The sequence below is a fragment of the Cupriavidus malaysiensis genome (genome assembly GCF_001854325.1).
GTDB lineage: Bacteria > Pseudomonadota > Gammaproteobacteria > Burkholderiales > Burkholderiaceae > Cupriavidus > Cupriavidus malaysiensis.
Genome location: NZ_CP017754.1, coordinates 576,370 through 602,122, shown reverse-complemented (window position 1 = coordinate 602,122; position 25,753 = coordinate 576,370). Strand labels below are relative to the sequence as shown.

Below are 25,753 nucleotides of genomic sequence, written 5' to 3'. Positions count from 1 at the left end.
GGCTCAGTCGCGCCGGCCTGACCACAGCAGCAGCATCGCGCAGGCCCCTGCCAGCGCAGCCACCCCCAGCGCCGTCCACGGCGCGGTGGCGACCCGCTGCTCCACCCCGGCGATCGAATCATTCACCCGCGCGCCGGCCAGCCGCGCGCCTTCGCGCACCTGGCCGCCCAGCTGCCCGGCCAGTGCGCTCGCGCGCGCCTGCAGCCGCGCGCGGCTCTGCGCGGCCTCGGCCGAGCCCTCGCTGGCCATCACGGCGATCGTGCGCTCGAGCTGGGCCAGCAGATCGCGGGCCTGTTCGGAGACCGGCTGCGCGGCGGCGCGGGCCTCGCGCGCCGCCCGGCGCACTTCGCGCGCGGTGTCCTGCGCGCTGTCGGCCAGGTGTCGGACTTCCTTGCGGATCTCTGGGTGTCGGTTCAGCATGTCGACCTCGTTTGGTGGCAGGAAGAAAAAGGCAGGCGAAGCGCGCCGCCGTCCTCAGTGGCTCACCAGGCCGAGCACGAGGGTGACGGCTGCGACCACCAGGAACACGAAGAACAGGATCTTGGCGATCTCGACGGCGCCCGCGGCGATGCCGCCGAAGCCGAACAGGGCCGCGACCAGGGCGATGACGAAGAAGACGACGGCGTAGTGCAGCATGGTTGGACTCCCTGCAGTTGAGCGTGGACGCCTGCGCGGCCCGCGCTATTTCAGCGCCCTGAAGACCGTGACCCCGAGCAGTTGGCACACCGCGAACAGCACCAGGAAGATGAGGCAGAGCAACTTGGCAATGCCCGCCGCGCCGGCCGCGATGCCGCTGCTGCCGAGCAGGCCTGCCAGCAGCGAAGCCAGCGCAAAGACGAGCGCCCGCTTCCGCATCGTCGCCTCCTGTGCCAGGATGAAGCGCGCCGCCGGGATGGCCACGCGTATGAGGCTACTGTAGAGAGAGCGGCCGGCCGCCGGCAGCGCCCCGGCACCGATTCGCGCGTCAGTGGAGTCCTACGCCGTCAAAGGAGCCCTGCACCAAGCAAGCCTTGCGGCAAGATGCGGGCAAACGATCACGAATTGACCATCTACCGTCAATGTGATCCCATCGACGCAACCGGGCCCTGGCCATCCCCGCTGCGCGCAGACGCCGGGGGCGCCTGGCAAGGCCGGCGGCCGCCAACCAGGCGCGGCGGCGGGCGGCACGTCCGCGCCGCGGCGCCAGCCAACGGGAAGCCATCATGTTCAAGTCCTCATCGCTGCGCTCCACCCTGCTGCTGGCCGGAGGCATCCTGCTGACGGTGATCGTGCTGATCACTTCCGAAACCGGCAACCAGCGGCTGCGCGACGGCTATACCCAGGTGATCCGCTCGCAGCAGGTGCAGCGCGACATCAGCACGCTGCTCGGTGAACTGGTCAATGCCGAGGCGGGCCAGCGCGGCTACCTGCTGACCGGCAAGGAAGGCTATCTCGACCCCTACTATCGCGCCCTGCCGCACATCACCCAGCTGATGGCGCAGATCCGCGCTCACTATGCCGACGACCCCGAGGCGCTCAAGCAGTTCGGCGAGACCTCGCAACTGATCGGCCGCAAGCTCAACGAGATGGACCTCACCCTGGTCTATGGCAAGCGTGACGTCAGCGTGGCGCTGGACCTGATCCGCACCGACTTCGGCAAGCAGACCATGGACAATGCGCGGCGCGGGCTGGAGAAGCTGCTGGCGCGCGAGGCCGCCTCGGTCTCGCACAGCCTCGAGGGCGCGGACCGCGACCTCGGCATGGCGCGCCTGGGCGTCGGCCTGCTGACCGCCACCAATATCGTGCTGCTGGTGGTATTGGGCTTGCGTCATGCGCGCCGGCTGGCGGCGGCCGAGGCCGAGCGCAGCGAGCTGGAAGTGGAAAGCGCGCGCCTGGAGCACATGGTGCGCGCGCGCACGCGACAGCTCTCGGCGCTGGCGACCCACCTTCAGCGCGTGACCGAAGACGAAAAGACGCGCCTGGCGCGCGAATTGCACGATGAACTCGGCGCCATCCTCACCGCCATCAAGCTCGACCTGCACTGGGTGCGCCAGCGCACCCGCGAGGCGGTGCCGGAAGTCCAGGAAAAGCTCGGGCGCGTGATGCTGCACGTGGACCAGGGCATCCAGATCAAGCGTCGCCTGATCGAGGACCTGCGGCCCACCATCCTGCTCAACCTGGGATTGAAGGAGGCCATCGGACAACTGGCCGAGGAAGTCGGCACGCGCAACCAATGGCAGACCCGGGTGGATATTCCCGACGACCTGCCGGCGCTGCGCGAAGAGGCCGCCATCGCGCTGTTCCGCATCGTGCAGGAATCATTGACCAATGCCAGTAAGTATGCGCACGCCCGCCACGTGGAAATCGCCATGCACCGGCACGGCGAACTGCTGACACTGGTCGTGCGCGACGATGGGCGCGGCCTGCCGGAAGACTTCGAAGCGCGCCGCACCGCCGGCCACCATGGCATGCTCGGCATGGAACAGCGCGTGGCGGCACTGGGCGGCAACCTGCGCGTGGAGTCGCCGCCGGGTGCCGGGGTCTGCGTCCGGCTGGAGGTGCCGCTGACCGATGCCGTCGTGGCTCCCCCCGAGACCGAGGAGGCCGGGGAAAGCGAAGACGAGGGCCAACGCGAGGGGCAGGGCGATGTCGGCACCGCGGGCAACGCCGGCCGGAACACCGGAGCGCCGTGACGGGCGCCGACGCGTACCGGCATGCGGGCCCGCACCGACGCACCCGGTGGCATCAAGGCATCAAGGCATCACATCTTCTGCTTCACATCGTGGGCGGCATCCTCCATCTTCTCGCCGCCGCGCTGGATATCCTTGCCCGCTCCCGCCATGGTGTTGCAGCCGGTCAGCACGACCACGCCCGCCAGGGCAAACCAAGCCAGTACTTTTCTCATGGTCCCTCCTTGCTGTGATGCGGCGGCTCCTGCCGCCGTCCTGGGTACGACTGCCCGATGCGGCGCCGCGGCCGGTCAGGATGGGTCGCCGGCAGCCCGGCTGCCGGCGTATTCCTCGATGACGCGAAACACTTCTTCCATTTCGAGCGATTTGTCGAAGAAATAGTCCGCGCCCGCGTCGGCACACTGGCGCCGGTAGGCCGGCACCTGCGCGTGGTTGGTGTAGACGATGCGGATGCCAGGCGCGCGCGCGCGCTGCATGGCGCGCAGCACATTGACACCGTTGCCCTGGCGCAGCTGCAGGTCGATGATCGCCACCTGATAGCCGCCGGCGGCGAACATGCTGATGCCGAGATGTTCCGTGTCGGCCCAGTCCACCCGTTCGACATAGGGCATCGCCTGCAGATATTCGAGCAACATCTCCCTGATCATCGCCGAGTCCTCGATCAGCAGGACGCGCAGCGGCGGGAAGGCGGGAACTGTGGCTCGATCAGGCATGGTTGGATGATAGGCAGGGATGCGGCGGGTCACTATCGGCGCGCGTCCTACATGGCGGACGAGGCGTGCCGGGGGCCGCGCCGGCTACTCCACCAGGCCGTTCTTGATCGCGTAGTAGGTCAGGTCGGCATTGGTCTTCATGCCCATCTTCTCGAGGATGCGCGAGCGATAAGTGCTGACCGTCTTCACGCTCAGGAACAGCTCGTCGGCGATCACCGACACGGTCTGCCCGCGCGACAGCTTGCAGAAGATCTGGAACTCGCGCTCGGACAGCGACTGGTGCATCGACTGCTCGGTCGGCTTGCCGAGGCCGCCGATCAGCAGCTCGGCCACTGCGGCACTGACGTAGCGCCGGCCCTGTACCACGGTGCGGATGGCCTTGACCAGTTCGTCCGCGGCGCTCTCCTTGGTCAGGTAGCCGGAGGCGCCGACGCGGATCAGGTTGATCGCGTACTGGTCTTCCGGGTAGGTCGACAGGATCAGCACCGGCAGGTCGGCAAAACGCTGGCGCAGCAGCTTGAGCACGTCGATGCCGTTGCGCTGCGGCATGGAGATGTCGAGCACGACGACATCGAACTCGGCATTGCGCAGCAGGGCCATCACTTCATCGCCGCTGCCGGCCTCGCCGGTCACCTGGATGTCGGGCTCATCGGCAATGAACTGGCGCAGCCCGGCGCGCACGATCTCGTGATCGTCGGCGATCAGGACGCGGATCATGGTTGCCTCCGTCTGATGTGGTTGCCCCCTGGCCCGCGAGGCGGCGCGACGGCGAAGCGACTCGGCCCTCGCCCGGGGGCAAACTGCATTGTAGTGCGGCTGCCGGCGCGGCTCTGTCGGTGTCAGGCTGACACGAGGCGTGCCCGCCGCGCGGCAGGTCCGCCAGCAAGAAAAAAGGGACGGCGCTGCCGTCCCTTTTTTCTCCCACCTCGCGCGCGGCGCCTGCCGGCGCCGGCACGATACACGGGCGGCGCGCGCCCGCCGGCTTACTGCAGCTTGGTGCCGGCATCGACCTTGGCGTCGCCCAGGGCTTCGCTCTTGGCCTCGGCCTTGGCACCGGCCTTCGCTTCGTGTGCCTTGTGCGTCTTCGCATGCTTGGCCTTGGCGGCCGGCTTCGCCTGAGCAGCCTCGGGCGCCTGCGCGGCCTGGCCCTGCTGGTCGGCGGCGGCGGCCACGGCGGGCTTGGCCGCCGCGTTCAGGCCGGCCTCGGCCTGGGCGCCGGCGCCCTGGGCCATGGCCAGCGAGGTGGCGGCAGCGATCGACAGGGCGGACAGGGAGAGCAGCAGCTTTTTCATCGGAAGACTCCTTTCGGTCTACACCGCGGGAGAGATTCGCCGCGGCTTGCTTGGAAACGAGCCCTCAGTCTAGGGACGCGCCGGGCGGCGGTCTGTGAGCAGTTGTAATGCTGTGTAAGGAGTGGTGAGGGGCCCGTGCGCATGGCGCACCCGCCGCTTCGCGCGTTTTCCCCGCGCATTCAAGGGGCTGCGCGTGCCGACGGCGCCGCACGGCCCCTTGCATGCGGTTACAGGTTGGGCGCGAGCGCGCGCTCGAGCACAGCGCGTTCCTCGCCGCGCCGCGCCACCATGTCGTCGAGCTGGTCCTGGCCGATCTTGCCCACTGAGAAGTAGGTCGACTCCGGATGCGCGAGGTAGAAGCCGCTGACCGACGCCGCCGGCGTCATCGCCAGCGCCTCGGTCAGGCCCATGCCGATGTCGCCGGCATCGAGCAGCGAGAACATCGGGCCCTTGACGGTGTGCTCCGGGCAGGCCGGATAGCCCGGAGCCGGACGGATGCCGCGGTAGGACTCGGCGATCAACTGCTCGTTGCTCAGGGTTTCCTGCGCGGCATAGCCCCACAGGTCGCGGCGCACGCGCTCGTGCAGGCATTCGGCGAAGGCTTCGGCGAAGCGGTCGGCCAGTGCCTTGAGCATGATGGCGCTGTAGTCGTCGTGGTCGGCCTCGAACTGCGCCTCCTTCTTGTCCACGCCGATGCCGGCGGTGACGGCGAACAGGCCGATGTAGTCGGCGATGCCGCTGGACTTGGGCGCGACGAAGTCGGCCAGGCAGCGGTTGGGGCGGCGCACGCCGTCCACCACCGGACGCTCGCTCTGCTGGCGCAGGTTGTGCCAGGTCAGCGCGACCTGGCTGCGGCTCTCGTCGGTATAGATCTCGATATCGTCGTCGTTGACCGTGTTGGCCGGCAGCAGCGCGATCACGCCGTTGGCGCTCAGCCAGCGGCCCTGGATCAGGCGCGCCAGCATGGCCTTGCCGTCCGAGTACACGCGCCGCGCCGACTCGCCGACGATCTCGTCGTTGAGGATATCGGGGAAACGGCCGGCCAGGTCCCAGGTCTGGAAGAAGGGGCCCCAGTCGATGTAGTTGGCCAGCTCGGCCAGGTCGTAGTTGCGGAACACGCGCCGGCCCACGAACTTGGGCTTGGGCGGCACGTAGGCGCTCCAGTCGAGCGGAGTCTTGTTGGCGCGCGCCTCGGCCAGCGTCACCATCGGCGTGGCCTTCTTGTTGGCGTGCTGGGCGCGGATGCGGTCGTAGTCGGACTTCAGCTCGTCGAGGTACCTGGCAGCCCCCTCGTCGGACAGCAGGCTGGAGGCCACGCTGACCGAGCGCGAGGCATCCGGCACGTAGACCACCGGCCCTTCGTAGTTGGGCGCGATCTTGACCGCGGTGTGCACGCGCGAGGTGGTGGCGCCGCCGATCAGCAGCGGGATCTTCTTCAGGCGGAAGTAGTCGTCGCGCTGCATCTCCGCGGCAACATAGGCCATCTCCTCCAGCGAGGGCGTGATCAGGCCCGACAGGCCGACGATGTCCGCGCCCTCGGCCTTGGCCTTGGCCAGGATCTCGTTGCACGGGACCATCACGCCCATGTTGACCACTTCGAAGTTGTTGCACTGGAGCACCACCGACACGATGTTCTTGCCGATGTCGTGCACGTCGCCCTTGACGGTGGCGATGACGATCTTGCCGCGTGCCCTGACGTCGCCGCCGGCCTCGGCCAGCAGGCGCTTCTCTTCCTCGATGAAGGGCAGCAGGTGAGCCACCGCCTGCTTCATCACGCGCGCGCTTTTGACCACCTGCGGCAGGAACATCTTGCCGGCGCCGAACAGGTCGCCGACGACGTTCATGCCGTCCATCAGCGGGCCCTCGATCACCTCGATCGGGCGGCCGCCGCGCGCGGCGATCTGCTGGCGCGCTTCCTCGGTGTCCTCGACGATGAAGGTGGTGATGCCGTGCACCAGCGCGTGCGCGAGACGCTCGGCCACGGCCACCGGCGCTTCCGGCGTGCCGCGCCAGGCCAGGTTCTCTTCCTTGCGGGCGCCGCCGCCCTTGAAGCGGTCGGCGATCTCCAGCAGGCGGTCGGTGGCGTCCTCGCGGCGGTTCAGCACCACGTCTTCCACACGCTCGCGCAGCTCGGCATCGAGCTGGTCATAGACGCCGAGCTGGCCGGCGTTGACGATGCCCATGTCCATGCCGGCGGCGATGGCGTGGTAGAGGAAGACCGTGTGGATCGCTTCGCGCACGGCGTCGTTGCCGCGGAAGGAGAACGACACGTTGGACACGCCGCCGCTGACCTTCGCGTAGGGCAGGTTCTGCTTGATCCAGCGCGTGGCCTCGATGAAGTCCACCGCGTAGTTGTTGTGTTCCTCGATGCCGGTGGCGACCGCGAAGATGTTCGGGTCGAAGATGATGTCCTCGGGCGGGAAGCCGACCTCGTTGACCAGGATGTCGTAGCTGCGCTTGCAGATCTCGGTCTTGCGCGCGAAGGTGTCGGCCTGGCCCTGCTCGTCGAAGGCCATCACCACCGAGGCGGCGCCATAGCGGCGGATCAGCGCCGCATGGTGGCGGAACTGCTCCTCGCCCTCCTTCAGCGAAATCGAGTTCACCACCGCCTTGCCCTGCACGCACTGCAGCCCGGCTTCGATCACCTCCCACTTGGAGGAGTCGATCATGATGGGCACGCGCGCGATATCGGGCTCGGAGGCGATCAGGTTCAGGAAGCGCACCATCGCCGCCTTGGAGTCGAGCATGGCCTCGTCCATGTTGATGTCGATGACCTGGGCGCCGTTCTCGACCTGCTGGCGGGCCACGGCCAGCGCCTCGTCGAACTGGCCGTTCAGGATCATGCGGGCGAAGGCCTTGGAACCGGTCACGTTGGTGCGTTCGCCGACGTTGACGAACAGCGTGCCCTCGTCGATCGTGAAGGGCTCGAGGCCCGAGAGGCGCATCGGGCGCGGCGGCAGCTTGGCGGTGGTCATAGCGTTGTCTTGGAATGCGGGAGGCGCGGGCGGCCTGGTGGATTCGGGATGCGCGGGACGGGCGTCGCAGCGACGCTCAGGCGGCGTCGCGCTGGTCGGCGTCGCGGTACTGGCCGGGCCAGGCGCGCGGCGCCCTGCCGGCCACGCGCTGCGCGATGGCGGCGATGTGCTCGGGCGTGGTGCCGCAGCAGCCGCCCACCAGGTTGACCAGGCCGGACGCGGCGAACTCGTCGACCAGGGCCGAAGTGACGTCGGGCGTCTCGTCGAAGCCGGTGTCGCTCATCGGGTTGGGCAGGCCGGCGTTCGGGTAGCACGAGACGGCCGTATCGCACACCTTGGCCAGCTCGGCGATATAGGGACGCATCAGCGTGGCGCCGAGCGCGCAGTTCAGCCCGAAGGTGATCGGCCGCGCGTGGCGCAGGCTGTTCCAGAATGCCTCCACGGTCTGGCCGGACAGGATGCGGCCGGAGGCATCGGTCACCGTGCCGGAGATCATCACCGGCACGCGCTCGCCGCTGTCCTCGAACAGCTGGTCGATGGCGAACAACGCCGCCTTGGCGTTCAGGGTGTCGAAAATGGTCTCGACCAGGAACACGTCGGCGCCGCCCTCCAGCAGGGCCTTGCCCTGTTCGTAGTAGGACGCGCGCAGCTCCTCGAAAGTGACATTGCGCGCACCCGGATCATTGACGTCGGGCGAGATGCTGGCGGTCTTGGGCGTCGGGCCGAAGGCACCGGCGACAAAGCGCGGCTTGTCCGGCGTGCTGTACTTGTCGCAGGCCGCGCGCGCCAGGCGTGCCGCCTCGACGTTCATCTCGTAGGCCAGCTCGGCCATCTTGTAGTCTTCCTGCGCCACCCGGGTCGCGCCGAAGGTATTGGTCTCGATCAGGTCGGCGCCCGCCGCCAGGTATTGCTCGTGGATCTCGCTGATCACCTGCGGGCGCGTCAGCAGCAGCAGTTCGTTGTTGCCCTTGACGTCGACCGCATGGTCGGCGAAGCGCTCGCCGCGGTACTCGGCCTCGCCCAGCTTGTAGCGCTGGATCATGGTGCCCATGGCGCCGTCCAGGATCAGGATGCGCTCGCGCAGCAGGCGGGGCAGGTCGGCGGCCCGGGTATAGGCGCGCGTGCTGGCGGCACGGTCGGCGGGACGGGCGGCGGAAGGAGAGGGGGCGCTCATGCGGGACTCGTGGCGGGAAGACTGACGGAAAGAGTCGATTTTATCAGTCCCGTCAAGGCCTTGCGGGCCGCCGCCGCGGGTGCGCCGGTTGCCGGCGCGGGCGTCGCGGGCCTACACTGCAATGTGTCGCGCACATCATTCCGGAAACCATGCAACACCTCAGCCCCGCGGACGCCCAGTCCCTGCTGGCGGGCAACCCCGACGCCCTGTTCATCGACTGCCGCAGCGAGATGGAATACCTGTTCGTGGGCCACCCCACGGGCGCCCACAACGTGCCCTGGAACGACGGCCCGGACTGGGAGGTCAACCCGCATTTCGTGCAGGCGGTGAAGAAACTGGCCGGCCACGTGTCGGCCCGCCCGGTGCTGCTGATCTGCCGCAGCGGCAACCGCTCGACGGCCGCGGCGCGCGCGCTGGAGGGCGCCGGCTTCGCCAGCGTCTATAACGTGCTGCACGGCTTCGAGGGCGACCTCGACACCCAGCGCCACCGCAACACGATCAACGGCTGGCGCCACGACGGCCTGCCCTGGGAACAGTACTGATCAGCATGCCCCGGCAGCGCGGGGCGAGACAGCCGGGCCAGCGTCGCCCAGCAAAAAGCCCGCGGCAGGCCGCGGGCTTTTTGCTTCCCCGGGGACAGGCAGCGGCCGCGTCCCCGGCTGCGCGATGCCGGATCAGTGCATGACCAGCGGATGGGTCATCACGGTATCGAACTTGGCGAGAAAATCGTCCACCTCTTCCACCGACGGCTCGCTCTCGATCAGACGTTTCACGTCGGCGCGGAAATGCTCGGCCAGAGAGCCGCCGAGAAAGATCTCGCGTTTCAGGTTCTTGTCGACGATCTCGTAGCCGCCCGAGGCGAGAGGCGCATGCTCGACGTCCGCACCAAACTCGACAACACAATAGTTGTCGCTGTTGTAGATCATTTGCATGGCATACCTCCTGGCGTCTTGTGGGCGGAAGGGGTTCACTGCTGCCGCCAGCGCGAGCCTGGCTACCTTCCGCGATTTCTTCTCCTAACTGGGGATGCCCGCCGGCAATTCAAGTCCAGGGGGCCGGCGCCCTCGCGATCGTTCCATCGCATCCCTCATGCATTGGGCAACGGCGCCGCGTGCAAGTTCTTGAATGCCGCCTCGAAACGCGCGCCGGGTCACGGAATGTCGCATTGCGCGCCGCAGGCGGAATGGCCGAGAAATGCGTCCAGCAGCGCATGAAAGCGCTCGGCGCGCTCGATCGGCGCCAAGTGCGCGGCCTGCGGCAGCACTTCGAGCCGGGCGCCGGGAATCGCCGCGGCCATGGCCCGCGCGCCAGGCAGCGGCGAACCGGCATCCTGGTCACCCACCACCACCAGCGCCGGACATTGGATGCGATGGATGGCGCTCGCCATGTCGAAGGCCAGGATGGCCAGCGCGGCGCCGACGTAGCCGTGCACCGGCGTGTCCAGGATCATGGCCCGGATGCGCTCGCTCTCCTCGGGCTGCGCGGCGCGGAACTCCGGCGTCAGCCAGCGCGCCAGCGTCGCCTCGACCAGGCCCGCCATGCCATGCGCCTCGGCCTGGCCGATGCGCTCGTGCCACATCGGGTGTGCCTCCAGCGGCGTGCGGTCGACCGTGTCGGCCAGCGTCAGCGAGAGCAGGCGCTCCGGATGGCGCACCCCCATCACCTGGCCGATCATGCCGCCCAGGGAAATGCCGACGTAGTGCGCCTGCGGGATCTGGAGGGCATCCATCGCGGCGGCGACATCATCGGCAAGACGCAGCATCGAATAGGCGCCGATCGGCGCGCTGCTGCCGCCGTGGCCGCGCAGGTCGAGGCGCGCCACGCGATAACGCGGCGCCAGGTGGCGGGCGGCAGCGTCCCACAAGGTATGGTTGGCGCCCAGGGCATGGACCATCACGACCCAGGGACCGTCGCTGCCATCGACGCGGACCTGCAACTCGATGTCGTCGACCGGCACGCGGCGCAGCGGCTGGACAGTGGATTCGGCGCTCATGGCAAACCTCCTTGGCATCGATGAATCACGGCGGACGGGCGGCGCCGGAAAACGCGCTGCGGACTCAGGCGCCGCCGGCGGCAGCCTCGCTGCCGCGGTAGATCAGGTCGATCTGTGTGCCGTCCGGCTCGGTCTGGCGCAGCTGGACCGGCATCCAGCCGAGCGGCTCGGCCAGCCAGATCTCGACGCGGCGGCGGTCGTCGGCCCGGCGCGGCAGGCGCACGAAGTGCTTGGCGCGCAGGAAACCCTGGCCGGTTTCGACTTCCTCCTCGCCCACATACTGTACCTGCATCGGCTCGATGTCGCGGGTATCCGCCACCTGGAAGCGCTCGGTGACGCCCGGCACGGCATAGCGCCGGGGATTGCCTCGCACCAGGCCGACCATCTGCAGGAACACGCTGAAGCGGTCCTGCGCACCGGCCGGCAGCGGCACCTGCCGATTGCCGGGGACGAAGGTCACGGTGCCGGCGGCGGGGTCGAACTGCGCGGTTTCCACACGGCCGCGCCGGCTCTCCTCGTAGCGCTGCGGCACCAGTCCGGCCGGCCCCAGCGCCCCGGCGCTGTGGAAAGCGAAACGGAACCACAGCACGCGCGTCTCCACCGCGAGCTGGTAGCGGCCGCCGTCCTGCTGCCAGCGGATCAGGCCGTCCGGGTTGCGCACGCCATTGACATAGCTGGCGTAGTGCAGCGTGACCGGGGGCGGCACGACGTAGTGCACCGCAGGGGCCGGCGCTGGCGCCGGCGGTGCCGGGGGGGTGGGCTCGGCGGCCTCGGTAGCGGCCGGCGCGGTGCCGCTGGTGCCCCCGGCGCTGGCCGTCTCGGTCTCACCCGCGGGCACCGTGGCCACGGGCGGCGCGGGCGCCGCCTCGGGCGCCTGGCGCGGCACCGGTGCCGGACGCGGCGCCGGCCTGGGCGCGGGCCGGGGGGCAGGCCGCGCGGGCTGCTGCTGGGGCTGCGGCGGCTGCGGCGGCGCGGGCGGCGGCAGCAGGATGGCCTCGAGTGCCGGCACGTCGGTCGCGGGCAATGGAACCAGCGGCCCTGGTATGTGGACCAGGCCGAGCAGCACCAGCGCGTGCGCGGCCAGCACCAGCACGAGCACCGCCACCCAGCGCAGCCGGCGCCGGGGGAAACCGTCAGGAGTGGCCGTCTTGCCCGGCCCGGGCGTCTGCGCCAAGGTAGCCAAGTTCCGAGGAAAGCTGGCTGGCGATCGCGCGCATGCGGCGATCGACCGCCCCGCCCCAGTCGGCGTCGAACACGCTTTGCGCGCCCAGCGCGATCAGGGCCATGGCGACATGGCCGTTGGCGTCGAACACCGGCATCGAAAAGGCATTGATGCCCGGCAGCACGCCACCGCGGGTCAGCGCCGCGCCGTGCTCGCGCACCTCGCTGCAGATCGCCTCGTAGGCAGCCATCGTGCGCGGCATGTCGGGGATATCGTCCTGCCCGCGCGCGGCCAGTTCCCGTTCGACCAGCGGCAGCGTCTGTTGTTTCGGCAGGAAGGCGCCGAACAGGCGCCCGGTGGCCGAGTTGAGCATGGGCATCACATCGCCCAGGCGCAGGCTGACCGTGACCGGATGGCTGGACTCCTCCCAGTGCACGATGGTCGGCCCGTGATTGCCCCAGACCGCGATGCCGACGGTCAGGTCGGTGTCATCGCGCAGCTGGGACAGGATGGGGCGCGCCTTCTTGACCGGGTCGAGCCGGTTCAGCCCGGCCAGCCCCAGCTGCAGGGCGAAGGGCCCGAGGTCGTAGCGCCCGCTGACCGGATCCTGCGCCACCAGGCCGAGGCGCTGGAAACTGACCAGGTAGCGGTGGGCCTTGGCGGGGTTCATGTCGGCGGCGGCGGCGAGGTCGCGCAGCATCATGGCGCGCGGCGACAAGGCCAGGGCCTGCAGCAGCTTGAACCCGACCTCGATGGACTGGATGCCGGAACGCAGCTTGGAGTCGTCGTCTTCGATTTCACTCATGCGCGCGAGAGTAGCAGAAGAGGAAGAGGAGCCGGCCGCATCGGGGTGCGGCCTGCGCCAGGTCGCCGGCCGGCCGGGGCGGGTCGTCAGAGCAGAGCGGCTTGGCATCCACATCGAATTTACTATAGCGAAACCGATTTACCAATTTTTAAGTCGCCGGTAGACTTTCCCACCACAAGAACGGCTCCCGGCTGCCGCGCCACGCGGCGGCACCGGACGATGCCCCAACCCTCCCTGGAGACAACCGATGACGCGCACGCGCCACCCCTGGCCTTTGTCCGCTTTCCTTCCCTTGCTGTCCCTTCCGTTGCTGTCGCGGCGCCTGGCCGCACCGGCCGCGCTGGCCCTGGGCGCGCTCGCGCTGGGCCTGCCGGGCGCGGCCAGCGCCGCCGGCGACAACTGGCCCGGCCAGCCGCTGCGCTGGATCGTGCCCTACCCCGCCGGCGGCGGCACCGACGTGGTGGCACGCGCGCTGGGCCAGGCCATCAGCCCGGCGCTGGGCCAGCCGGTGGTGGTCGACAACCGCCCGGGCGCGGCCACCATCGTCGGCGCCGATGCCGTCGCCCACAGCAAGCCCGACGGCTACACGCTGCTGACCGCCGACACCGGCACCCTGGCCGCCAACCCGTCGCTGTACAAAAAGCTGCCCTACAGCGCCGACAAGGACTTCGCCCACGTCAGCCTGGTGGCGCGCTTCCCGCTGGTGCTGGTGACCTCGCCCGGCTTCCCCGCGCACACGCTCAAGGACATCGTGGCCTATGCGCAGCAGCATCCCGGCAAGGTCAACTTCGCCTCGCCCGGTGCGGGCTCGCCGCACCACCTGGCCATGGAGCTGTTCATGGACCAGACCCATACGAAGATGACCCACGTGCCGTACAAGGGCGCCGCCCCGGCGGTGCAGGACCTGATGGCCGGCCAGGTCGACCTGATGTTCGTCGACCTCGCCTCGGGGCAGCAGAACGTGCTGGCCGGCAAGCTGCGTCCGGTGGCGGTGGCCACGCCGCGCCGCCTGGGCGTGCTGCCCAATGTGCCGACCGTCGCCGAAAGCGGCGTGGCCGGCACGGCCGACTTCCAGGCCTACGCCTGGCAGGGCGTGGTGGTGCCGGCTGGCACGCCGCGCCCGGTGGTGGCGCGGCTCAATGCCGAGCTGGTCAAGGCGCTGAAGAGCCCCGAGGTGCAGAAGCGCTTCGAGGGCATCGGCGTGGAGCCGGTGTCGAGCACGCCGGAGGAATTCGCCCAGTACGCGCGCAGCGAGGCCGAGCGCTGGGGCAAGCTGATCAAGGCCAAGGGCATCACGGTAGACTAGTCCAGGCGCCGGGACCGCGGTCCCGGCGCCATCCGATCCTCCTCGCCTTGCACTCATGAAACTTGCCACCCTCAAGGACGGGTCCCGCGACGGCCAGCTGGCCGTCGTCTCGCGCGACCTGAAGACTGCCCACTACGCCACCGACATCGCCAGCCGCCTGCAGACCGCGCTCGACGACTGGCAGTTCTACGCGCCGCAGCTGCAGGACCTGTACGACGCCCTCAATGCCGGCCGCGCGCGCCATCCCTTCCCCTTCGAGCCGGCCCACTGCATGGCGCCGCTGCCGCGCGCCTACCAGTGGGCCGACGGCTCCGCCTACGTCAACCACGTGGAGCTGGTGCGCAAGGCGCGCGGCGCGGAGATGCCGCCCGAGTTCTGGACCGACCCGCTGATGTACCAGGGCGGCTCCGACGATTTCCTCGGCCCCGAGGACGACATCGTCTGTGCGAGCGAGGCCTGGGGCATCGACTTCGAGGCCGAGGTCGCGGTCATCACCGGCGACGTGCGCATGGGCGCCACGCCCGAGCAGGCTGCCGAATCGATCCGCCTGCTGGTGCTGGCCAACGACGTTTCGCTGCGCAACCTGATCCCCGCGGAACTGGGCAAGGGCTTCGGCTTCTTCCAGAGCAAGCCCGCCACCGCCTTCTCGCCGGTGGCGGTGACGCCCGACGAACTGGGCGGGGCCTGGCGCGAGCGCAAGGTGCACCGGCCCATGACGGTGTGGTGGAACAGCAAGAAGGTGGGCGCGCCGGACTGCGGCACCGATATGGTGTTCGATTTCGGCCAGCTGATCGCACATATCTGCAAGACGCGCAATGTGCGCGCCGGCAGCATCGTCGGTTCCGGCACCATCTCCAACGTCGACCGCAGCAAGGGCTATTGCTGCATCGCCGAAAAGCGCATGCTCGAGATCATCGACGGCGGCAAGCCGGTCACCGACTTCATGAAGTTCGGCGACGCGGTCAAGATCGAGATGTTCGATGCCGAGGGCGCTTCCATCTTCGGCGCGATCGACCAGGCGGTGGCGCAGGGCTGAGTGCCGGCAGCGCGGCCCCGGTCGGGGCGGGACACGACATGGCGGGATTGCCTATAATTCACCGACCGTTCGGTCGATGAATCCCGCCAGGGGTGCGCGACCGCCACGCCCCGGGCCCCGCCCGGCTCCCCTCACGCTTTCCGCAAGCCCGACCACAGGCCCGCTGACATGACCGCTTCCGCCCCGTCTTCCGCCGACAGCCAGCTGTCGCCCCGCTATGACCGCTACCAGGCGCTGACCCTGCGCCGCCACGGCCCCATCCTCGAGATCGTGATGGGCGCGGCGCAATCGGCCAACCGCAAGCTCGCCACCGCCGACGCCAATATGCACCGCGAGCTGGCCGAGATCTGGCGCGACGTGTCGGCCGACCCGGACATCCGCGTCGCGCTGATCCGCGGCGAGGGCAAAGGCTTCTCGGCGGGCGGCGACCTGTCGCTGGTCGAGGACATGGCCAACGACTTCGATACCCGCACCCGCGTCTGGCACGAGGCGCGCGACCTGGTCTACAACGTCATCAACTGCGACAAGCCGGTGGTCTCGGCCATGCACGGCCCCGCCGTCGGCGCCGGCCTGGTGGCCGGCCTGCTGGCCGACATCTCGATCGCGGCCAGGGACGCGCGCATCGTCGACGGGCACACCCGCCTGGGCGTGGCCGCGGGCGACCATGCGGCCATCGTGTGGCCCCTGCTGTGCGGAATGGCCAAGGCCAAGTACTATCTGATGCTGTGCGAGTCGGTCAGCGGCGAGGAAGCCGAGCGGATCGGCCTGGTATCGCTGGCGGTGGACGAGTCGGAGCTGGTCGAGCGCGCCTTCGAGGTGGCGCGGCGGCTCGCGGCGGGATCGCAGAGCGCGATCCGCTGGACCAAGTACGCGCTCAACAACTGGCTGCGCATGGCCGGCCCCGCCTTCGATACCTCGCTGGCCCTGGAATTCATGGGCTTTGCCGGCCCGGATGTGCACGAAGGCATGGCGAGCCTGCGCGAAAAGCGGCCGCCCGGCTTCAGGTAAGCGGTACACGAGACACTACGATGGCCGCAGCCCGGCGCGGGCTGCGCGCCCCACCAGGAGGGTTAGCGCATGTTCGGACAGATTCCCGATTTCACCAACGGCTTCGAGTTCCTGCGCAAGCTCTGGGGCAACGCCAGCGGCCTGCCCGGCGGCCTGATGCCCGGCCTGCAGGCCATGACGCCGCCGATGGACCTCGACGAGCTCGACAAACGCATCCACGACCTGAAGGCCGTGGAAAGCTGGCTGCAGCTCAACACCAACCTGCTGCGCACCACCATCCAGGGCCTCGAAGTGCAACGCGCGACACTGGTCGCGCTGCAGACCTTCGGCAGCGCGCTGTCGCCCGAAGCCATGCAGAACGCCATGGAAAACGTAGCGCGCGCGGCCACTGCGCCGAGCGCCGCACCGCCCGAGCACGCCAGCCGGGACGAGGCGCCCGTCTTCCGCAGCGCAAGCCGGCCGGAGCCCGCTCCCGAGCCCGACGCCCCGGCGCCTGACAGCGAAGCCGGCGCCCGTCCCGGCGCGGCCGGCGCCCATCAGGGCAACGGCGCCGCCCACGGCGAGGCGCCGCCCAACGCCGGCATCTGGTGGGACATGCTGCAGCACCAGTTCAACCAGATCGCCAGCAGCGCCGCGGCCGCCAGCCTGGCGCCGTTCGGCAACCTGGCGGCCTTCGGGACCGCGCCGGCATCCGGCGCGGGCGAGGCGGGCAAGGGGGACGATGGGGCCGGCAAGGCCGCCGGCGACACCGGCAAGGCCAAGCCCGCCGCCAAGGCCACCGGCGGCACCGCCGCGCGCAAGCCGGCGGCCAAGCGCCCGGCCGCCAGGAAAAGCGCCGCCAAGCCTGCCGGCGGCAAGGCCGGAGGCAAGGCCTGACACGCATGGCCAGCCCCCGCCGCAACGGTGCGCCGCGCCTCACGGCCCTGGTGATGATGGGCGGCGGCGCGCGCGCCGCCTACCAGGCCGGCGTGCTGCGGGGACTGGCGCGCATCGCCCGGCGCCACGGGCTCGACCATGTGCGCATTCCTTTCGAGATCATCTGCGGCACCTCGGCAGGCGCCATCAACGGTGCCGGGCTCGCCATCCATGCCCACGACTTCCAGGCGGCCGCCGAACGGCTGGCCGCCCTGTGGCATGGCATCCATGCCGATGACGTCTACCGCACCGACGTGCTGCGCGTGGGCGTGTCGGGCGCCCGCTGGCTGTCCGCGCTGGCGCTGGGCTGGGCCGTGCAGCGCGCCCCGCGCGCCCTGTTCGACAACGCGCCACTGGGCGCCATGCTGGGCGAGCTGTTCGACACCGAGCGGGTCCAGGCCAGCCTCGACGCCGGGTCGCTGCAGGCCTTCGCCGTGACCGCGCTGTCCTATACCACCGGCCGCCACGTCACCTTCTACCAGTCGCACCACCGCATCCATCCCTGGCGGCGCAGCCAGCGCATGGCGGTCGAGGCGCGCATCGGCGTCGACCACCTGCTGGCCTCGTCCTCCATCCCCTTCCTGTTCCCGGCCATGCCGCTGGAGCTGGAAGGGCACCACGAGTGGTTCGGCGACGGCACCATGCGGCAGATGTCGCCGCTGTCGCCGGCCATCCACCTGGGCGCCTCGCGCGTCCTCGCCATCGGCGCGGCTTCGCGGCAGCGGCCGGGCTGGTTCGACACCGTGCCGGCCGGCGGCTATCCCTCGCTCGCGCAGGTCGGCGGACAGGCGCTGGCGAGCATCTTCCTCGACGGCCTGTCGGCCGACCTGGAGCGGCTCCAGCACATCAACAGCCTGCTGGCGCGCATGCCGGAGCTGGCCAGCGACAGCGAGGGCTGGCGCCCCGTGGAAGTGATGACCGTCTCGCCGAGCGAACCGATCGAGGCCATCGCCGCCGAGCATGTGGAGCGGTTGCCGCGCACGGTGCGTGCGCTGCTGACACCGCTCGGCGGCACCGAGGCGCGTGGCGCCGCCTTCGCCAGCTACCTGCTGTTCGAGCCCGAGTTCACTCAGGCGCTGCTGGCCCTGGGCGAGCGTGATGCGGCGGCGCAAGAGGACGAGCTGGCCGCCTTCCTGTATGGCGTGATCCCGACGCCGCACCGGCCGCAGGCCGAGCTGGACCGGGAGCCGCCGGCGCCCGCGCTCGCCTGAGACACCAGCGCCAAGGCAGGCGCCGATTGGGCATCTGCTGCCCGCTGCAAGCGGCGGGGTCGACCCAATTGCCAGGAAAATTCGCAGAAAACCATCAAAACGGTTGCATTCACTCGCTTTCCACCTAAAAAAGGGAATAGAGAATAATTCGCATCTGGTAGAATCTGCCCGTAATTTCAAAGGCTTAACATGCTCTACCCCGAACTGTTCAAATCGCTTGAATCGGTGCGTTGGCACATGGACAAGGACATCCCCTGGGATAGTTTCGACGCCAGCCTGTTGACCGAAGACCAGGCCAAGACCATCCGCATGAACGCCATCACGGAGTGGTCCGCCCTCCCGGCCACGGAGATGTTCCTGCGCGACAACCGGCACGATTCGGACTTTTCGGCATTCATGAGCATCTGGTTCTTCGAGGAACAGAAGCACTCGCTGGTACTGATGGAATACCTGCGCCGCTTCCGCCCCGACCTCGTGCCGACCGAGGAAGAGCTGCACGCGGTGCGCTTCGAGTTCGATCCGGCCCCGCCGCTGGAAACGCTGATGCTGCACTTCTGCGGCGAGATCCGCCTGAACCACTGGTACCGCCGTGCCGCCGAGTGGCACACCGAACCGGTCATCAAGCATATCTACCGCACGCTGTCGCAGGACGAAGCCCGCCACGGCGGCGCCTACCTGCGCTACATGAAGAAGTACCTGACGCAGTTCGGCGACAGCGCGCGCTCGGCCTTCGCCAAGATCGGCGTGCTGATGGCCTCGGCCCGCCGCACAGAAAAGCCGCTGCACCCGACCAACCTGCACGTCAACAAGTCCCTGTTCCCGCACGACACCATCCAGTCGCGCCTGCCGGACCCGGACTGGCTCGAACGCTGGCTCGACGAGCAGATCCGCTTCGACGAAGGCTGGGAGAAGAAGGTGATCGAGCGCATCCTGCACAATATGTCGCTGCTGATGGAGCGCACCTTCGAAAGCGTGCAGGACCTGAACCGCTACCGCAAGGAACTGAACGCGCGCCTGCAGCCCGCGCAGGCCTGAGCCCGCGCCGGCAGCCAGACAAGCCCCATCCCGCGATGGGGCTTTGTTTTGCCCGGCTTCCACCGGGCCAACGCCTTCCCGCCTTCCGCCATGTCCGCACCCCGTTTCGAATCCAAGCTCGTCCCCGCCGATGACACCCAGGCACTGGCCGCGGCCATCGCCGCGCTGCCGCGTCCGCTGGTGTTCACCAATGGCGTCTTCGACATCCTGCACCGCGGCCACGCGACCTATCTGGCGCAGGCCCGCGAACTGGGCGCCAGCCTGGTGGTGGGCGTCAACAGCGACGCCTCGGTGCGCATGCTGGGCAAGGGCGACGACCGGCCGCTCAACCAGGAATCCGACCGCATGGCGCTGCTGGCCGCGCTGGCCTCGGTCGACCTGGTGGCGATGTTCCGCGAGCGTACGCCGGTGGAACTGATCCGCCTGGTGCGCCCCGACGTCTACGTCAAGGGCGGTGACTACGACATCGACACGCTGGAAGAGACCCGCCTGGTACGCAGCTGGGGCGGCCATGCGGTTGCCATCCCCTTCCTGCACGACCGCTCCACCACCAAGCTGGTGGCCAAGGTCCGCCAGGGCCAGTAAGCCGCCGCGCCGGGCCGCCCGCTCAGGCGCAGGCCTGCAGGTCGGCGGCGCCGAAACGGCGCCGGATCGCCTCCAGGCGCGTGCGCTGCGCCGCATCCACGTCGCGTACGCGCAGCCACTGCCGGGTCAGCTGGTGCGGCGTGTCGCTGAGCACCGCCGTCCGTACGCCGAGGCCACGCAGGATTTCCAGATAATGCTCGGCGCGTTCCCGCTCGCGGAACAGCCCGAGCGACACCGTGAAGGTTTGCGGCGTTCCCGCCGCCACCACCGACACATCGGTAACGTTGCGCCGGCGCAGTTCGCCCAGCTTGCGCTGCACCTGCTCGCGGCTCGGTTGCGACGGCAGGTGGACCCACCAGCGCACCTGCTCCTGCCGCTCGAAGGCCTCGACACGGCCGGCACCGGCCAGCGCCTGCGACAGCTCGCGCGCGGCATCGCCGCTCAAGCCGCCGATCTCCACGCACGGCAGCGGACGCCCCGCCGCAAGCGGCTGGGCCGGTGCGGCCACCGCCTGGATCGCAGAGGCGGCCAAGGGCGCCGCTGCGGCCGGCCGGGCAGCCGGGTTGGCCGCCGCCGGCGCGACCGGACCTGAAGCGCCTGCCGGCGCGGTCGCGGGCGCGCTCGCCGGTTCGCCGGCCGCGGCCGATGCCGCTTCGGATACCGCTTCGGATGCCGCCGGCAGGAAACGCTCGGCGCGGACCTGCTGGCCGAGCCGCTGCGGCTCGCGCGGGCTCTCCAGCCGGCCGGCCAGCGGCTCGCGGCCGAAGGCACCGAGCGCCGCCGCCAGCAGCAGCGCGTTGAGCAGGCACAGCAGGATCAGCAGCGTCGGGAGCAGGCCTCGGAAGGGCATGGCGCGATCGGGGTCCCGGTGGAACAAGACGGACAGGCGCGGCGCGCCTCAGCGGGCCGCGGGACGATGCCCCGCCATCGTGTGCAGGCCGAGCAGCACCAGATTATCGTGCATCTCGAACGGCATCGACAGCGCGCGCGCCAGCACGTGCCGCGCGCCGCCGGACAGCAGGCAGCGCGTGGGCCCGCGCGCCTGCAGCACGCGCCAGGTGCGTTCGACCGCGCCGGCCTGCGCGGCCAGGCAACCCGCCGCGATGGCATCGTGCGTGTTGTCGGCCCAGGGCGGCGCCGACTCGGCCTCGCTCACCTCCAGCGCCGGCAGCTGCGCGGTATTGCGCGCCAGCGACGACAACATCAGTTCCAGCCCCGGCAGGATCAGCCCGCCCTCGAAGCGCCCGCGCACCGCCTGCGCCGCCGCGCCGACGCTGGCCGGCGCGGCGCTGACCACGTCGAGCGTGGTGGCGGTGCCGGCGGTCACGATCAGCAGCGTGCCATCGGGCTGCCAGCAGCGCGCACCGATACAGCCGACCCAGCGGTCGACGCCGAGCCGCGCCGGCTCGCGGTAGCCGTTGACCAGGCCGTCGTGGCGGGGTTCGGCGCGCACCCAGCGCACACTCGCCGCGGCCCCGAAAGCCGCATCCACCAGGGCGTCGACCTCACCGGCGATGGCCGGGCCGGCCACATTGCTGGCCCATACCTCCGGCGCCGGCCCGGCGCCTGCCAGCGTGCGCCAGCGCCCGGCAAGCTCGGCCAGCGCCGCCGTCTCGCCATGCGCGACCGCGCCGTCCTGCTGCCAGGGCGTGGGCAAGGTGCCGGCGCCGGCGACACTCCAGGCCCACTTGAGGCGGGTGTTGCCGACATCGATCAGCAGGCGCGGCGGCCGGCCCGCGGCCGCCGTGGCGTTGGACGACCGCACGCTCATCCTTGCGCGCCTCCGGCCGGCCGCAGCGACAGCTCGCCGCTGTTGATGCGTTCCAGCCCCGTGGCGGTCTCCAGCAGCAGCTGACCTTCGCCGTCGACACCGCGCGCGATGCCCTCGCACAGCACGCGGCCGTCGTGCAGCAGGCGCACCGGCTGGTCACGGTAGGCATCGCGCGCCGACCAGCGCGGCGCCAGCGGCGCGAAGCCATGGGCGACGAAGGCCTGGCGCATCTCCGCCAGCCGGCCGAGGATGGCAGCCAGCAGGCGGGTCGGGTCGCGCGCGGGATCGAAGGCCGCCATGCGCTCGCTGACGCCCGACAGCTGGCGCCCGAGCGCGGCCTCCATGGCGGCATCGCGCACCAGGTTGAGGCCGATGCCGATCACCGCCCACAGTTGCTGCGGACCCGACGGCACCGATTCGATCAGGATGCCGGCCAGCTTGCGGCCGTCGATCTGCAGGTCGTTCGGCCACTTGAGGCCGACCGCGGCGCCCAGGCCGGCATCGCAGTCCGCCAGCGCTTCGGCCACCGCCAGGCCGACGCCCAGGCTGAGCCCGCTCAACCGGGCCGGCGCCAGCGGCAAGGGCAGCGCCACCGAGAAAGTCATGCCTGCCTGCCCCTGCCACGGACGTCCCTGGCGGCCGCGACCCGCGGTCTGGCGATAGGCCAGGCGCACCATCGCGGTATCCGACCAGGCGGCCTGGCGGCAGGCCTGGGTCAGGTCGGCGTTGGTCGAGCCGGTCTCCTCGACCAGCGCCACGGCCCAGCCGCGCGCGGCGCCGGCATCGAGCGCGGCGCGCAGGGCGGCGGCATCGATGCGCCAGGCGCCGGAGGCGGCAAGCGTGGCGGCCTCGGTGGCTGTCTTGGCGGGCGGCGCGGCATCGTTCGGGCTGGGGGCTGTCATGGGATGGAGGTGCGGTCGGGAGATCAGGGGGGTCGGGCGGTCGAGCAGTCGAGCAGTCGGGCAGTCGGGCAGTCGGGCGGTCCGGTAGCGTGCGCCGCGGACGGGCGCGACGGTCCACCGGACAGACGCGGCGCCCGCTCGCGGCCTGGCGGGTGCCATCCAGCCCGCATTGTAGCCCTGCTGCAGCGCGGCAGCCTGGCCGGCGGCATGGATTAGAATCGGGACTGTCCCATCACATCATGCCTGCCTTGGACAGTCTGATCACGCCTGCCCTCCACATCACGCGACAGGATGGCGCCGCCAGCGTGGAACTGCGCGGCGACTGGACGGCGCTCGCGCTGGCCGAATGCGGACGCGCCGGCGAACTGCGCGAAGCCATGCGCGGCCTCGACGGCGCCGGCGCGCACGGCGCCACGCGCTGGTCGCTGGCCGGCGTCGGCCGCCTCGATCATATCGGCGCCCAGCTGATGTGGCAGGCCTGGGACGGCAAGCTGCCGCTCGGCATCGAGGTCAGCGCCGAACAGCGGCGCGTGTTCGGCCGCATCATGTCGCTGCGCCCCGATGGCTGGAAGAAGCACGTGGTGGAGCGCTTCAACCCGGTCACGCTGCTGGGCGGCTCGACGCTGTCGCTGCTGGCCCAGCTGGTCAGCGGCGTCACCATGGTGGGCCAGTTCACCTTTGACCTGCTGCGCTTCGCGCGCGCGCCGCACCTCGGCCCCTGGCGCGAGATCTCGGCCAATATCTACAGCATCGGCTACAAGGCACTGGGCATCACCGCGCTGGTGGGCTTCCTGATCGGCATCGTGCTGTCCTACCTGTCGGCCAACCAGTTGCGCACCTTCGGCGCCAGCCTGTTCATCGTCAACATCCTCGGCATGGCGGTGATCCGCGAGCTCGGCCCGGTGCTGGCCGCCATCCTGATCGCCGGCCGCTCGGGCTCGGCCATCACGGCGCAGATCGGCGTGATGCGGGTGACCGAGGAACTCGACGCCATGCGCGTGATGGGCATCTCGCACGGCTTCCGGCTGATCATGCCGCGCGTGCTGGCGCTGGCGGTCTCGATGCCGCTGCTGGTGGCCTGGACCGACCTGATGGCGCTGGCCGGCGGCATGCTGGCGGCACACTCCCAGCTAGGCATCAGCGCCGCCTTCTTCCTGCGCACGCTGCCCGACGCGGTACCGGTGGCCAATCTCTGGTTCGGCCTCGGCAAAGGCGTGGTGTTCGGCATGCTGATCGCCCTGGTCGCCTGCCATTTCGGCCTGCGCATCAAACCCAATACGACCAGCCTGGGCACCGGCACCACGGCCTCGGTGGTGACGTCGATCACGGCCGTGATCCTGGCCGACGCCGTCCTCGCCATCCTGTTCAAGGACATCGGCCTATGAGCACCGCCCCCGCCCCGGCCGGCCTGGTCCCGGGCACCGGCGCGGCGCCCGCCCGGCGCCAGGCCATCATCGAGGTACACAAGCTGGTCAAGCGCTTCGGCGACCACGTCGTGCACGACGGGCTCGAGCTGGAGGTCTACCGCGGCGAGCTGCTGTCCATCGTCGGCGGCTCCGGCACCGGCAAGACCGTGCTGCTGCGCCAGATCGTCGGCCTGGAGCGCCCGACCTCGGGCACCATCCGCGTGTTCGGCGAGGACGTGATGACCTTGCCGCCGGCGCGCATGCAGGCGCTGCGCAACCGCTGGGGCCTGCAGTTCCAGCGCGGCGCGCTGTTCTCCGCACTGTCGGTGATCGACAATATCGCGCTGCCGCTGCGTGAACTTCGCACCCTGCCCGACAATCTGATCTGCCAGTCGGCACTGCTCAAGCTGCAGCTGGTCGGACTGTCGGCGCGCGATGCGGACAAGATGCCGGCCGACCTGTCCGGCGGCATGGTCAAGCGCGTGGCGCTGGCGCGCGCGCTCGCGCTGGAGCCGGAGCTGGTCTTCCTCGACGAGCCCACCGCCGGACTGGACCCGATGGGCGCCGACGACTACGTGGCACTGATCCGCGAGCTGCGCGAGGAGCTCGGCCTGACCGTGGTGATGGTCACGCACGACCTCGACACGCTGGTGGCGCTGTCGGACCGCGTGGCCGTGCTGGCCGACCGCAAGGTGCTGGCGGCCGCACCGATCCCGGAGCTGCTGCACATCGACCACCCGTTCATCCGCGAGTACTTCCTCGGTGAACGGGCCCGGCGCGCCCTGACGGCCCTGCCGCCGCCCCACGCGCCCTCTGGAGAAGCATGATGGAAAACAAGTCGAATGCCTTCCTGGCCGGCGTTTTCACGCTGGGCCTGGCCATCCTGGTGGTGTTCGCCATCTTCTGGTTCAGCAGCGACCACACCGTGCGCGTGCCGTACGACCTGGTCACGCGCTCGACCGTCAACGGCCTCGGCCCGCAGGCCGACGTCAAGTACCGCGGCCTGGACGTGGGCAAGGTGGTGTCGATCAAGTTCGATCCCGAAGTGTCGGGCCAGATCATCGTGCGCATCAGTGTCGACCACGACACGCCGATCACCGGCACGACCTACGCCACGCTGGGGCTGCAGGGCGTGACCGGCGTCGCCTACGTGCAACTGGACGACACCGCCGCGCGCACCGGCGCCGGCACGCAGGCCGGACGCCTGGCCACCTCGGCCAAGGCGGTGGCGCGCATCCCCATGCGGCCCGGCTTCTTCGAGGAGCTGGAGCGGCGCGGCGACTCGCTGCTGAGCCAGCTCGACTCCGTGATGGGCTCGGTCAACAGCATGTTCCAGGCCGACAACCGCCGCGAACTGATGGATGCGATCCGCTCGGTGCACAGCGCCGCCGAGAGTTACTCGCACCTGGCCCGCACCATGGAGCCCGCCGCGCAGCAACTGCCGCAGGTGGCGGAGAACCTCAACGCCACCCTGGCGGCGACCCGCCACCTGGCCGAGCAGCTCGCCAGCCCCAACGGCCAGCTGCTGCGCACGGTCGACAAGGTCGGGCACGATGTGCAGGCGGTCAGCGAATCGCTGCAGTCCGCCGCCGGCGACGTCTCGCAGAACACGCTGCCGCAGGTCGGCGGCCTGGCGCGCGACGCGCGCCAGGCGGTGCGCAGCATCGATCGCGCCGCCAGCCAGTTCAACGACAGCCCGGGCAGCGTGCTGTTCGGCGCACCGGCACCGGCGCCGGGCCCGGGCGAGCCTGGCTTCCGGGCGCCCTGATCCGCCCCCAACCGCCGCCTGCCAACC

At 70.1% G+C, this 25,753-nt stretch carries 28 protein-coding genes; 12 read left to right on the top strand and 16 right to left on the bottom strand.

The window, feature by feature from the left end; genetic code table 11:
• Window positions 1-3: 3 nt before the first annotated feature.
• From BKK80_RS02510 to BKK80_RS02500, 3 genes are read right to left on the bottom strand one after another with little or no spacing between them, the layout of a single operon-like run.
• Window positions 4-420, bottom strand: a complete 417-nt coding sequence (locus tag BKK80_RS02510) for a hypothetical protein (RefSeq protein WP_071037606.1) — start codon at window positions 418-420, stop codon at window positions 4-6.
• A gap of 54 nt (window positions 421-474) precedes the next feature.
• On the bottom strand, window positions 475-636 hold the full coding sequence (locus tag BKK80_RS02505) for a DUF1328 domain-containing protein (RefSeq protein ID WP_071010720.1): 162 nt from the start codon (window positions 634-636) through the stop codon (window positions 475-477).
• Between the two features lie 45 nt (window positions 637-681).
• Complete coding sequence (locus tag BKK80_RS02500) at window positions 682-900, bottom strand: DUF1328 family protein (RefSeq protein ID WP_418235877.1); 219 nt, start codon at window positions 898-900, stop codon at window positions 682-684.
• A gap of 302 nt (window positions 901-1,202) precedes the next feature.
• Here BKK80_RS02500 and BKK80_RS02495 point away from each other — a divergent pair, with 302 nt between their 5' ends.
• A complete protein-coding gene (locus BKK80_RS02495; protein WP_083383914.1) occupies window positions 1,203-2,672 on the top strand; it encodes a CHASE3 domain-containing protein in 1,470 nt (489 codons plus the stop codon).
• Window positions 2,673-2,740: 68 nt separating this feature from the next.
• On the opposite strand, the gene BKK80_RS02490 is transcribed toward BKK80_RS02495, so the two are convergent.
• The 6 genes from BKK80_RS02490 to BKK80_RS02465 form a co-directional block, all read right to left on the bottom strand.
• Window positions 2,741-2,884 (bottom strand): entericidin A/B family lipoprotein, encoded by a 144-nt coding sequence (locus tag BKK80_RS02490; RefSeq protein ID WP_071010719.1) that lies wholly within the window; start codon window positions 2,882-2,884, stop codon window positions 2,741-2,743.
• A 75-nt stretch (window positions 2,885-2,959) separates the two neighbouring features.
• Window positions 2,960-3,382 (bottom strand): response regulator, encoded by a 423-nt coding sequence (locus BKK80_RS02485; RefSeq protein ID WP_071010718.1) that lies wholly within the window; start codon window positions 3,380-3,382, stop codon window positions 2,960-2,962.
• A gap of 84 nt (window positions 3,383-3,466) precedes the next feature.
• Window positions 3,467-4,099 (bottom strand): response regulator, encoded by a 633-nt coding sequence (locus BKK80_RS02480; protein ID WP_071010717.1) that lies wholly within the window; start codon window positions 4,097-4,099, stop codon window positions 3,467-3,469.
• Window positions 4,100-4,365: 266 nt separating this feature from the next.
• Window positions 4,366-4,674 (bottom strand): hypothetical protein, encoded by a 309-nt coding sequence (locus BKK80_RS02475; RefSeq protein ID WP_071010716.1) that lies wholly within the window; start codon window positions 4,672-4,674, stop codon window positions 4,366-4,368.
• 227 nt (window positions 4,675-4,901) lie between these two features.
• Window positions 4,902-7,649 carry a methionine synthase gene (metH, locus tag BKK80_RS02470; RefSeq protein WP_083383913.1) on the bottom strand — a complete coding sequence of 916 codons (2,748 nt, stop codon included), beginning with the start codon at window positions 7,647-7,649 and terminating at the stop codon, window positions 4,902-4,904.
• 76 nt (window positions 7,650-7,725) lie between these two features.
• On the bottom strand, window positions 7,726-8,823 hold the full coding sequence (locus BKK80_RS02465; protein WP_071010715.1) for a homocysteine S-methyltransferase family protein: 1,098 nt from the start codon (window positions 8,821-8,823) through the stop codon (window positions 7,726-7,728).
• A 149-nt stretch (window positions 8,824-8,972) separates the two neighbouring features.
• Here BKK80_RS02465 and BKK80_RS02460 point away from each other — a divergent pair, with 149 nt between their 5' ends.
• Window positions 8,973-9,365, top strand: a complete 393-nt coding sequence (locus BKK80_RS02460) for a rhodanese-like domain-containing protein (protein ID WP_071010714.1) — start codon at window positions 8,973-8,975, stop codon at window positions 9,363-9,365.
• A 132-nt stretch (window positions 9,366-9,497) separates the two neighbouring features.
• Here the strand turns inward: BKK80_RS02460 and BKK80_RS02455 are convergent, their stop codons facing one another.
• The 4 genes from BKK80_RS02455 to BKK80_RS02440 form a co-directional block, all read right to left on the bottom strand.
• On the bottom strand, window positions 9,498-9,755 hold the full coding sequence (locus BKK80_RS02455) for a BTH_I0359 family protein (RefSeq protein ID WP_071010713.1): 258 nt from the start codon (window positions 9,753-9,755) through the stop codon (window positions 9,498-9,500).
• 218 nt (window positions 9,756-9,973) lie between these two features.
• Window positions 9,974-10,816, bottom strand: coding sequence for an alpha/beta fold hydrolase (locus tag BKK80_RS02450; protein WP_071010712.1), 843 nt, complete (start codon window positions 10,814-10,816; stop codon window positions 9,974-9,976).
• 64 nt (window positions 10,817-10,880) lie between these two features.
• Window positions 10,881-11,990, bottom strand: a complete 1,110-nt coding sequence (locus BKK80_RS02445) for a DUF3108 domain-containing protein (protein ID WP_335582956.1) — start codon at window positions 11,988-11,990, stop codon at window positions 10,881-10,883.
• On the bottom strand, window positions 11,950-12,783 hold the full coding sequence (locus BKK80_RS02440; RefSeq protein ID WP_071068562.1) for an IclR family transcriptional regulator: 834 nt from the start codon (window positions 12,781-12,783) through the stop codon (window positions 11,950-11,952). The genes BKK80_RS02445 and BKK80_RS02440 overlap by 41 nt, the downstream gene beginning before the upstream one ends.
• Window positions 12,784-13,030: 247 nt before the next feature.
• On the opposite strand from BKK80_RS02440, the gene BKK80_RS02435 reads away from it, so the two are divergent.
• The 7 genes from BKK80_RS02435 (at window position 13,031) to rfaE2 (ending at window position 19,879) form a co-directional block, all read left to right on the top strand.
• Window positions 13,031-14,089 carry a Bug family tripartite tricarboxylate transporter substrate binding protein gene (locus tag BKK80_RS02435; RefSeq protein ID WP_083383912.1) on the top strand — a complete coding sequence of 353 codons (1,059 nt, stop codon included), beginning with the start codon at window positions 13,031-13,033 and terminating at the stop codon, window positions 14,087-14,089.
• Window positions 14,090-14,144: 55 nt separating this feature from the next.
• Complete coding sequence (locus BKK80_RS02430; RefSeq protein ID WP_071010709.1) at window positions 14,145-15,125, top strand: fumarylacetoacetate hydrolase family protein; 981 nt, start codon at window positions 14,145-14,147, stop codon at window positions 15,123-15,125.
• A gap of 168 nt (window positions 15,126-15,293) precedes the next feature.
• Window positions 15,294-16,133 carry an enoyl-CoA hydratase/isomerase family protein gene (locus BKK80_RS02425; protein WP_071010708.1) on the top strand — a complete coding sequence of 280 codons (840 nt, stop codon included), beginning with the start codon at window positions 15,294-15,296 and terminating at the stop codon, window positions 16,131-16,133.
• Window positions 16,134-16,202: 69 nt separating this feature from the next.
• Window positions 16,203-17,009 (top strand): PhaM family polyhydroxyalkanoate granule multifunctional regulatory protein, encoded by an 807-nt coding sequence (locus tag BKK80_RS02420; RefSeq protein WP_071037610.1) that lies wholly within the window; start codon window positions 16,203-16,205, stop codon window positions 17,007-17,009.
• 5 nt (window positions 17,010-17,014) lie between these two features.
• Window positions 17,015-18,259: a patatin-like phospholipase family protein gene (locus BKK80_RS02415; protein WP_071010706.1), complete on the top strand. Its 1,245-nt coding sequence runs from the start codon at window positions 17,015-17,017 to the stop codon at window positions 18,257-18,259.
• A gap of 189 nt (window positions 18,260-18,448) precedes the next feature.
• Window positions 18,449-19,294 carry a ferritin family protein gene (locus BKK80_RS02410; RefSeq protein ID WP_071010705.1) on the top strand — a complete coding sequence of 282 codons (846 nt, stop codon included), beginning with the start codon at window positions 18,449-18,451 and terminating at the stop codon, window positions 19,292-19,294.
• Window positions 19,295-19,384: 90 nt separating this feature from the next.
• Window positions 19,385-19,879 (top strand): D-glycero-beta-D-manno-heptose 1-phosphate adenylyltransferase, encoded by a 495-nt coding sequence (gene rfaE2, locus BKK80_RS02405; RefSeq protein ID WP_071015985.1) that lies wholly within the window; start codon window positions 19,385-19,387, stop codon window positions 19,877-19,879.
• Window positions 19,880-19,901: 22 nt separating this feature from the next.
• Here rfaE2 and BKK80_RS02400 read toward each other — a convergent pair whose 3' ends face one another.
• From BKK80_RS02400 to BKK80_RS02390, 3 genes are read right to left on the bottom strand one after another with little or no spacing between them, the layout of a single operon-like run.
• On the bottom strand, window positions 19,902-20,729 hold the full coding sequence (locus tag BKK80_RS02400; protein ID WP_071070639.1) for a hypothetical protein: 828 nt from the start codon (window positions 20,727-20,729) through the stop codon (window positions 19,902-19,904).
• A 48-nt stretch (window positions 20,730-20,777) separates the two neighbouring features.
• Window positions 20,778-21,650: a type III pantothenate kinase gene (locus tag BKK80_RS02395; protein ID WP_071010703.1), complete on the bottom strand. Its 873-nt coding sequence runs from the start codon at window positions 21,648-21,650 to the stop codon at window positions 20,778-20,780.
• The gene (locus tag BKK80_RS02390) at window positions 21,647-22,552 is read right to left on the bottom strand and encodes a biotin--[acetyl-CoA-carboxylase] ligase (RefSeq protein WP_071010702.1); all 906 of its coding nucleotides are present in this window, start codon (window positions 22,550-22,552) and stop codon (window positions 21,647-21,649) included. The genes BKK80_RS02395 and BKK80_RS02390 overlap by 4 nt, the downstream gene beginning before the upstream one ends.
• Before the next feature lie 239 nt (window positions 22,553-22,791).
• Here BKK80_RS02390 and BKK80_RS02385 point away from each other — a divergent pair, with 239 nt between their 5' ends.
• From BKK80_RS02385 to BKK80_RS02375, 3 genes are read left to right on the top strand one after another with little or no spacing between them, the layout of a single operon-like run.
• Complete coding sequence (locus BKK80_RS02385; protein ID WP_083383911.1) at window positions 22,792-23,937, top strand: MlaE family ABC transporter permease; 1,146 nt, start codon at window positions 22,792-22,794, stop codon at window positions 23,935-23,937.
• On the top strand, window positions 23,934-24,785 hold the full coding sequence (locus BKK80_RS02380; RefSeq protein WP_071010701.1) for an ABC transporter ATP-binding protein: 852 nt from the start codon (window positions 23,934-23,936) through the stop codon (window positions 24,783-24,785). The genes BKK80_RS02385 and BKK80_RS02380 overlap by 4 nt, the downstream gene beginning before the upstream one ends.
• The gene (locus tag BKK80_RS02375) at window positions 24,782-25,726 is read left to right on the top strand and encodes an MlaD family protein (protein WP_071068561.1); all 945 of its coding nucleotides are present in this window, start codon (window positions 24,782-24,784) and stop codon (window positions 25,724-25,726) included. The genes BKK80_RS02380 and BKK80_RS02375 overlap by 4 nt, the downstream gene beginning before the upstream one ends.
• Window positions 25,727-25,753 lie beyond the last annotated feature (27 nt).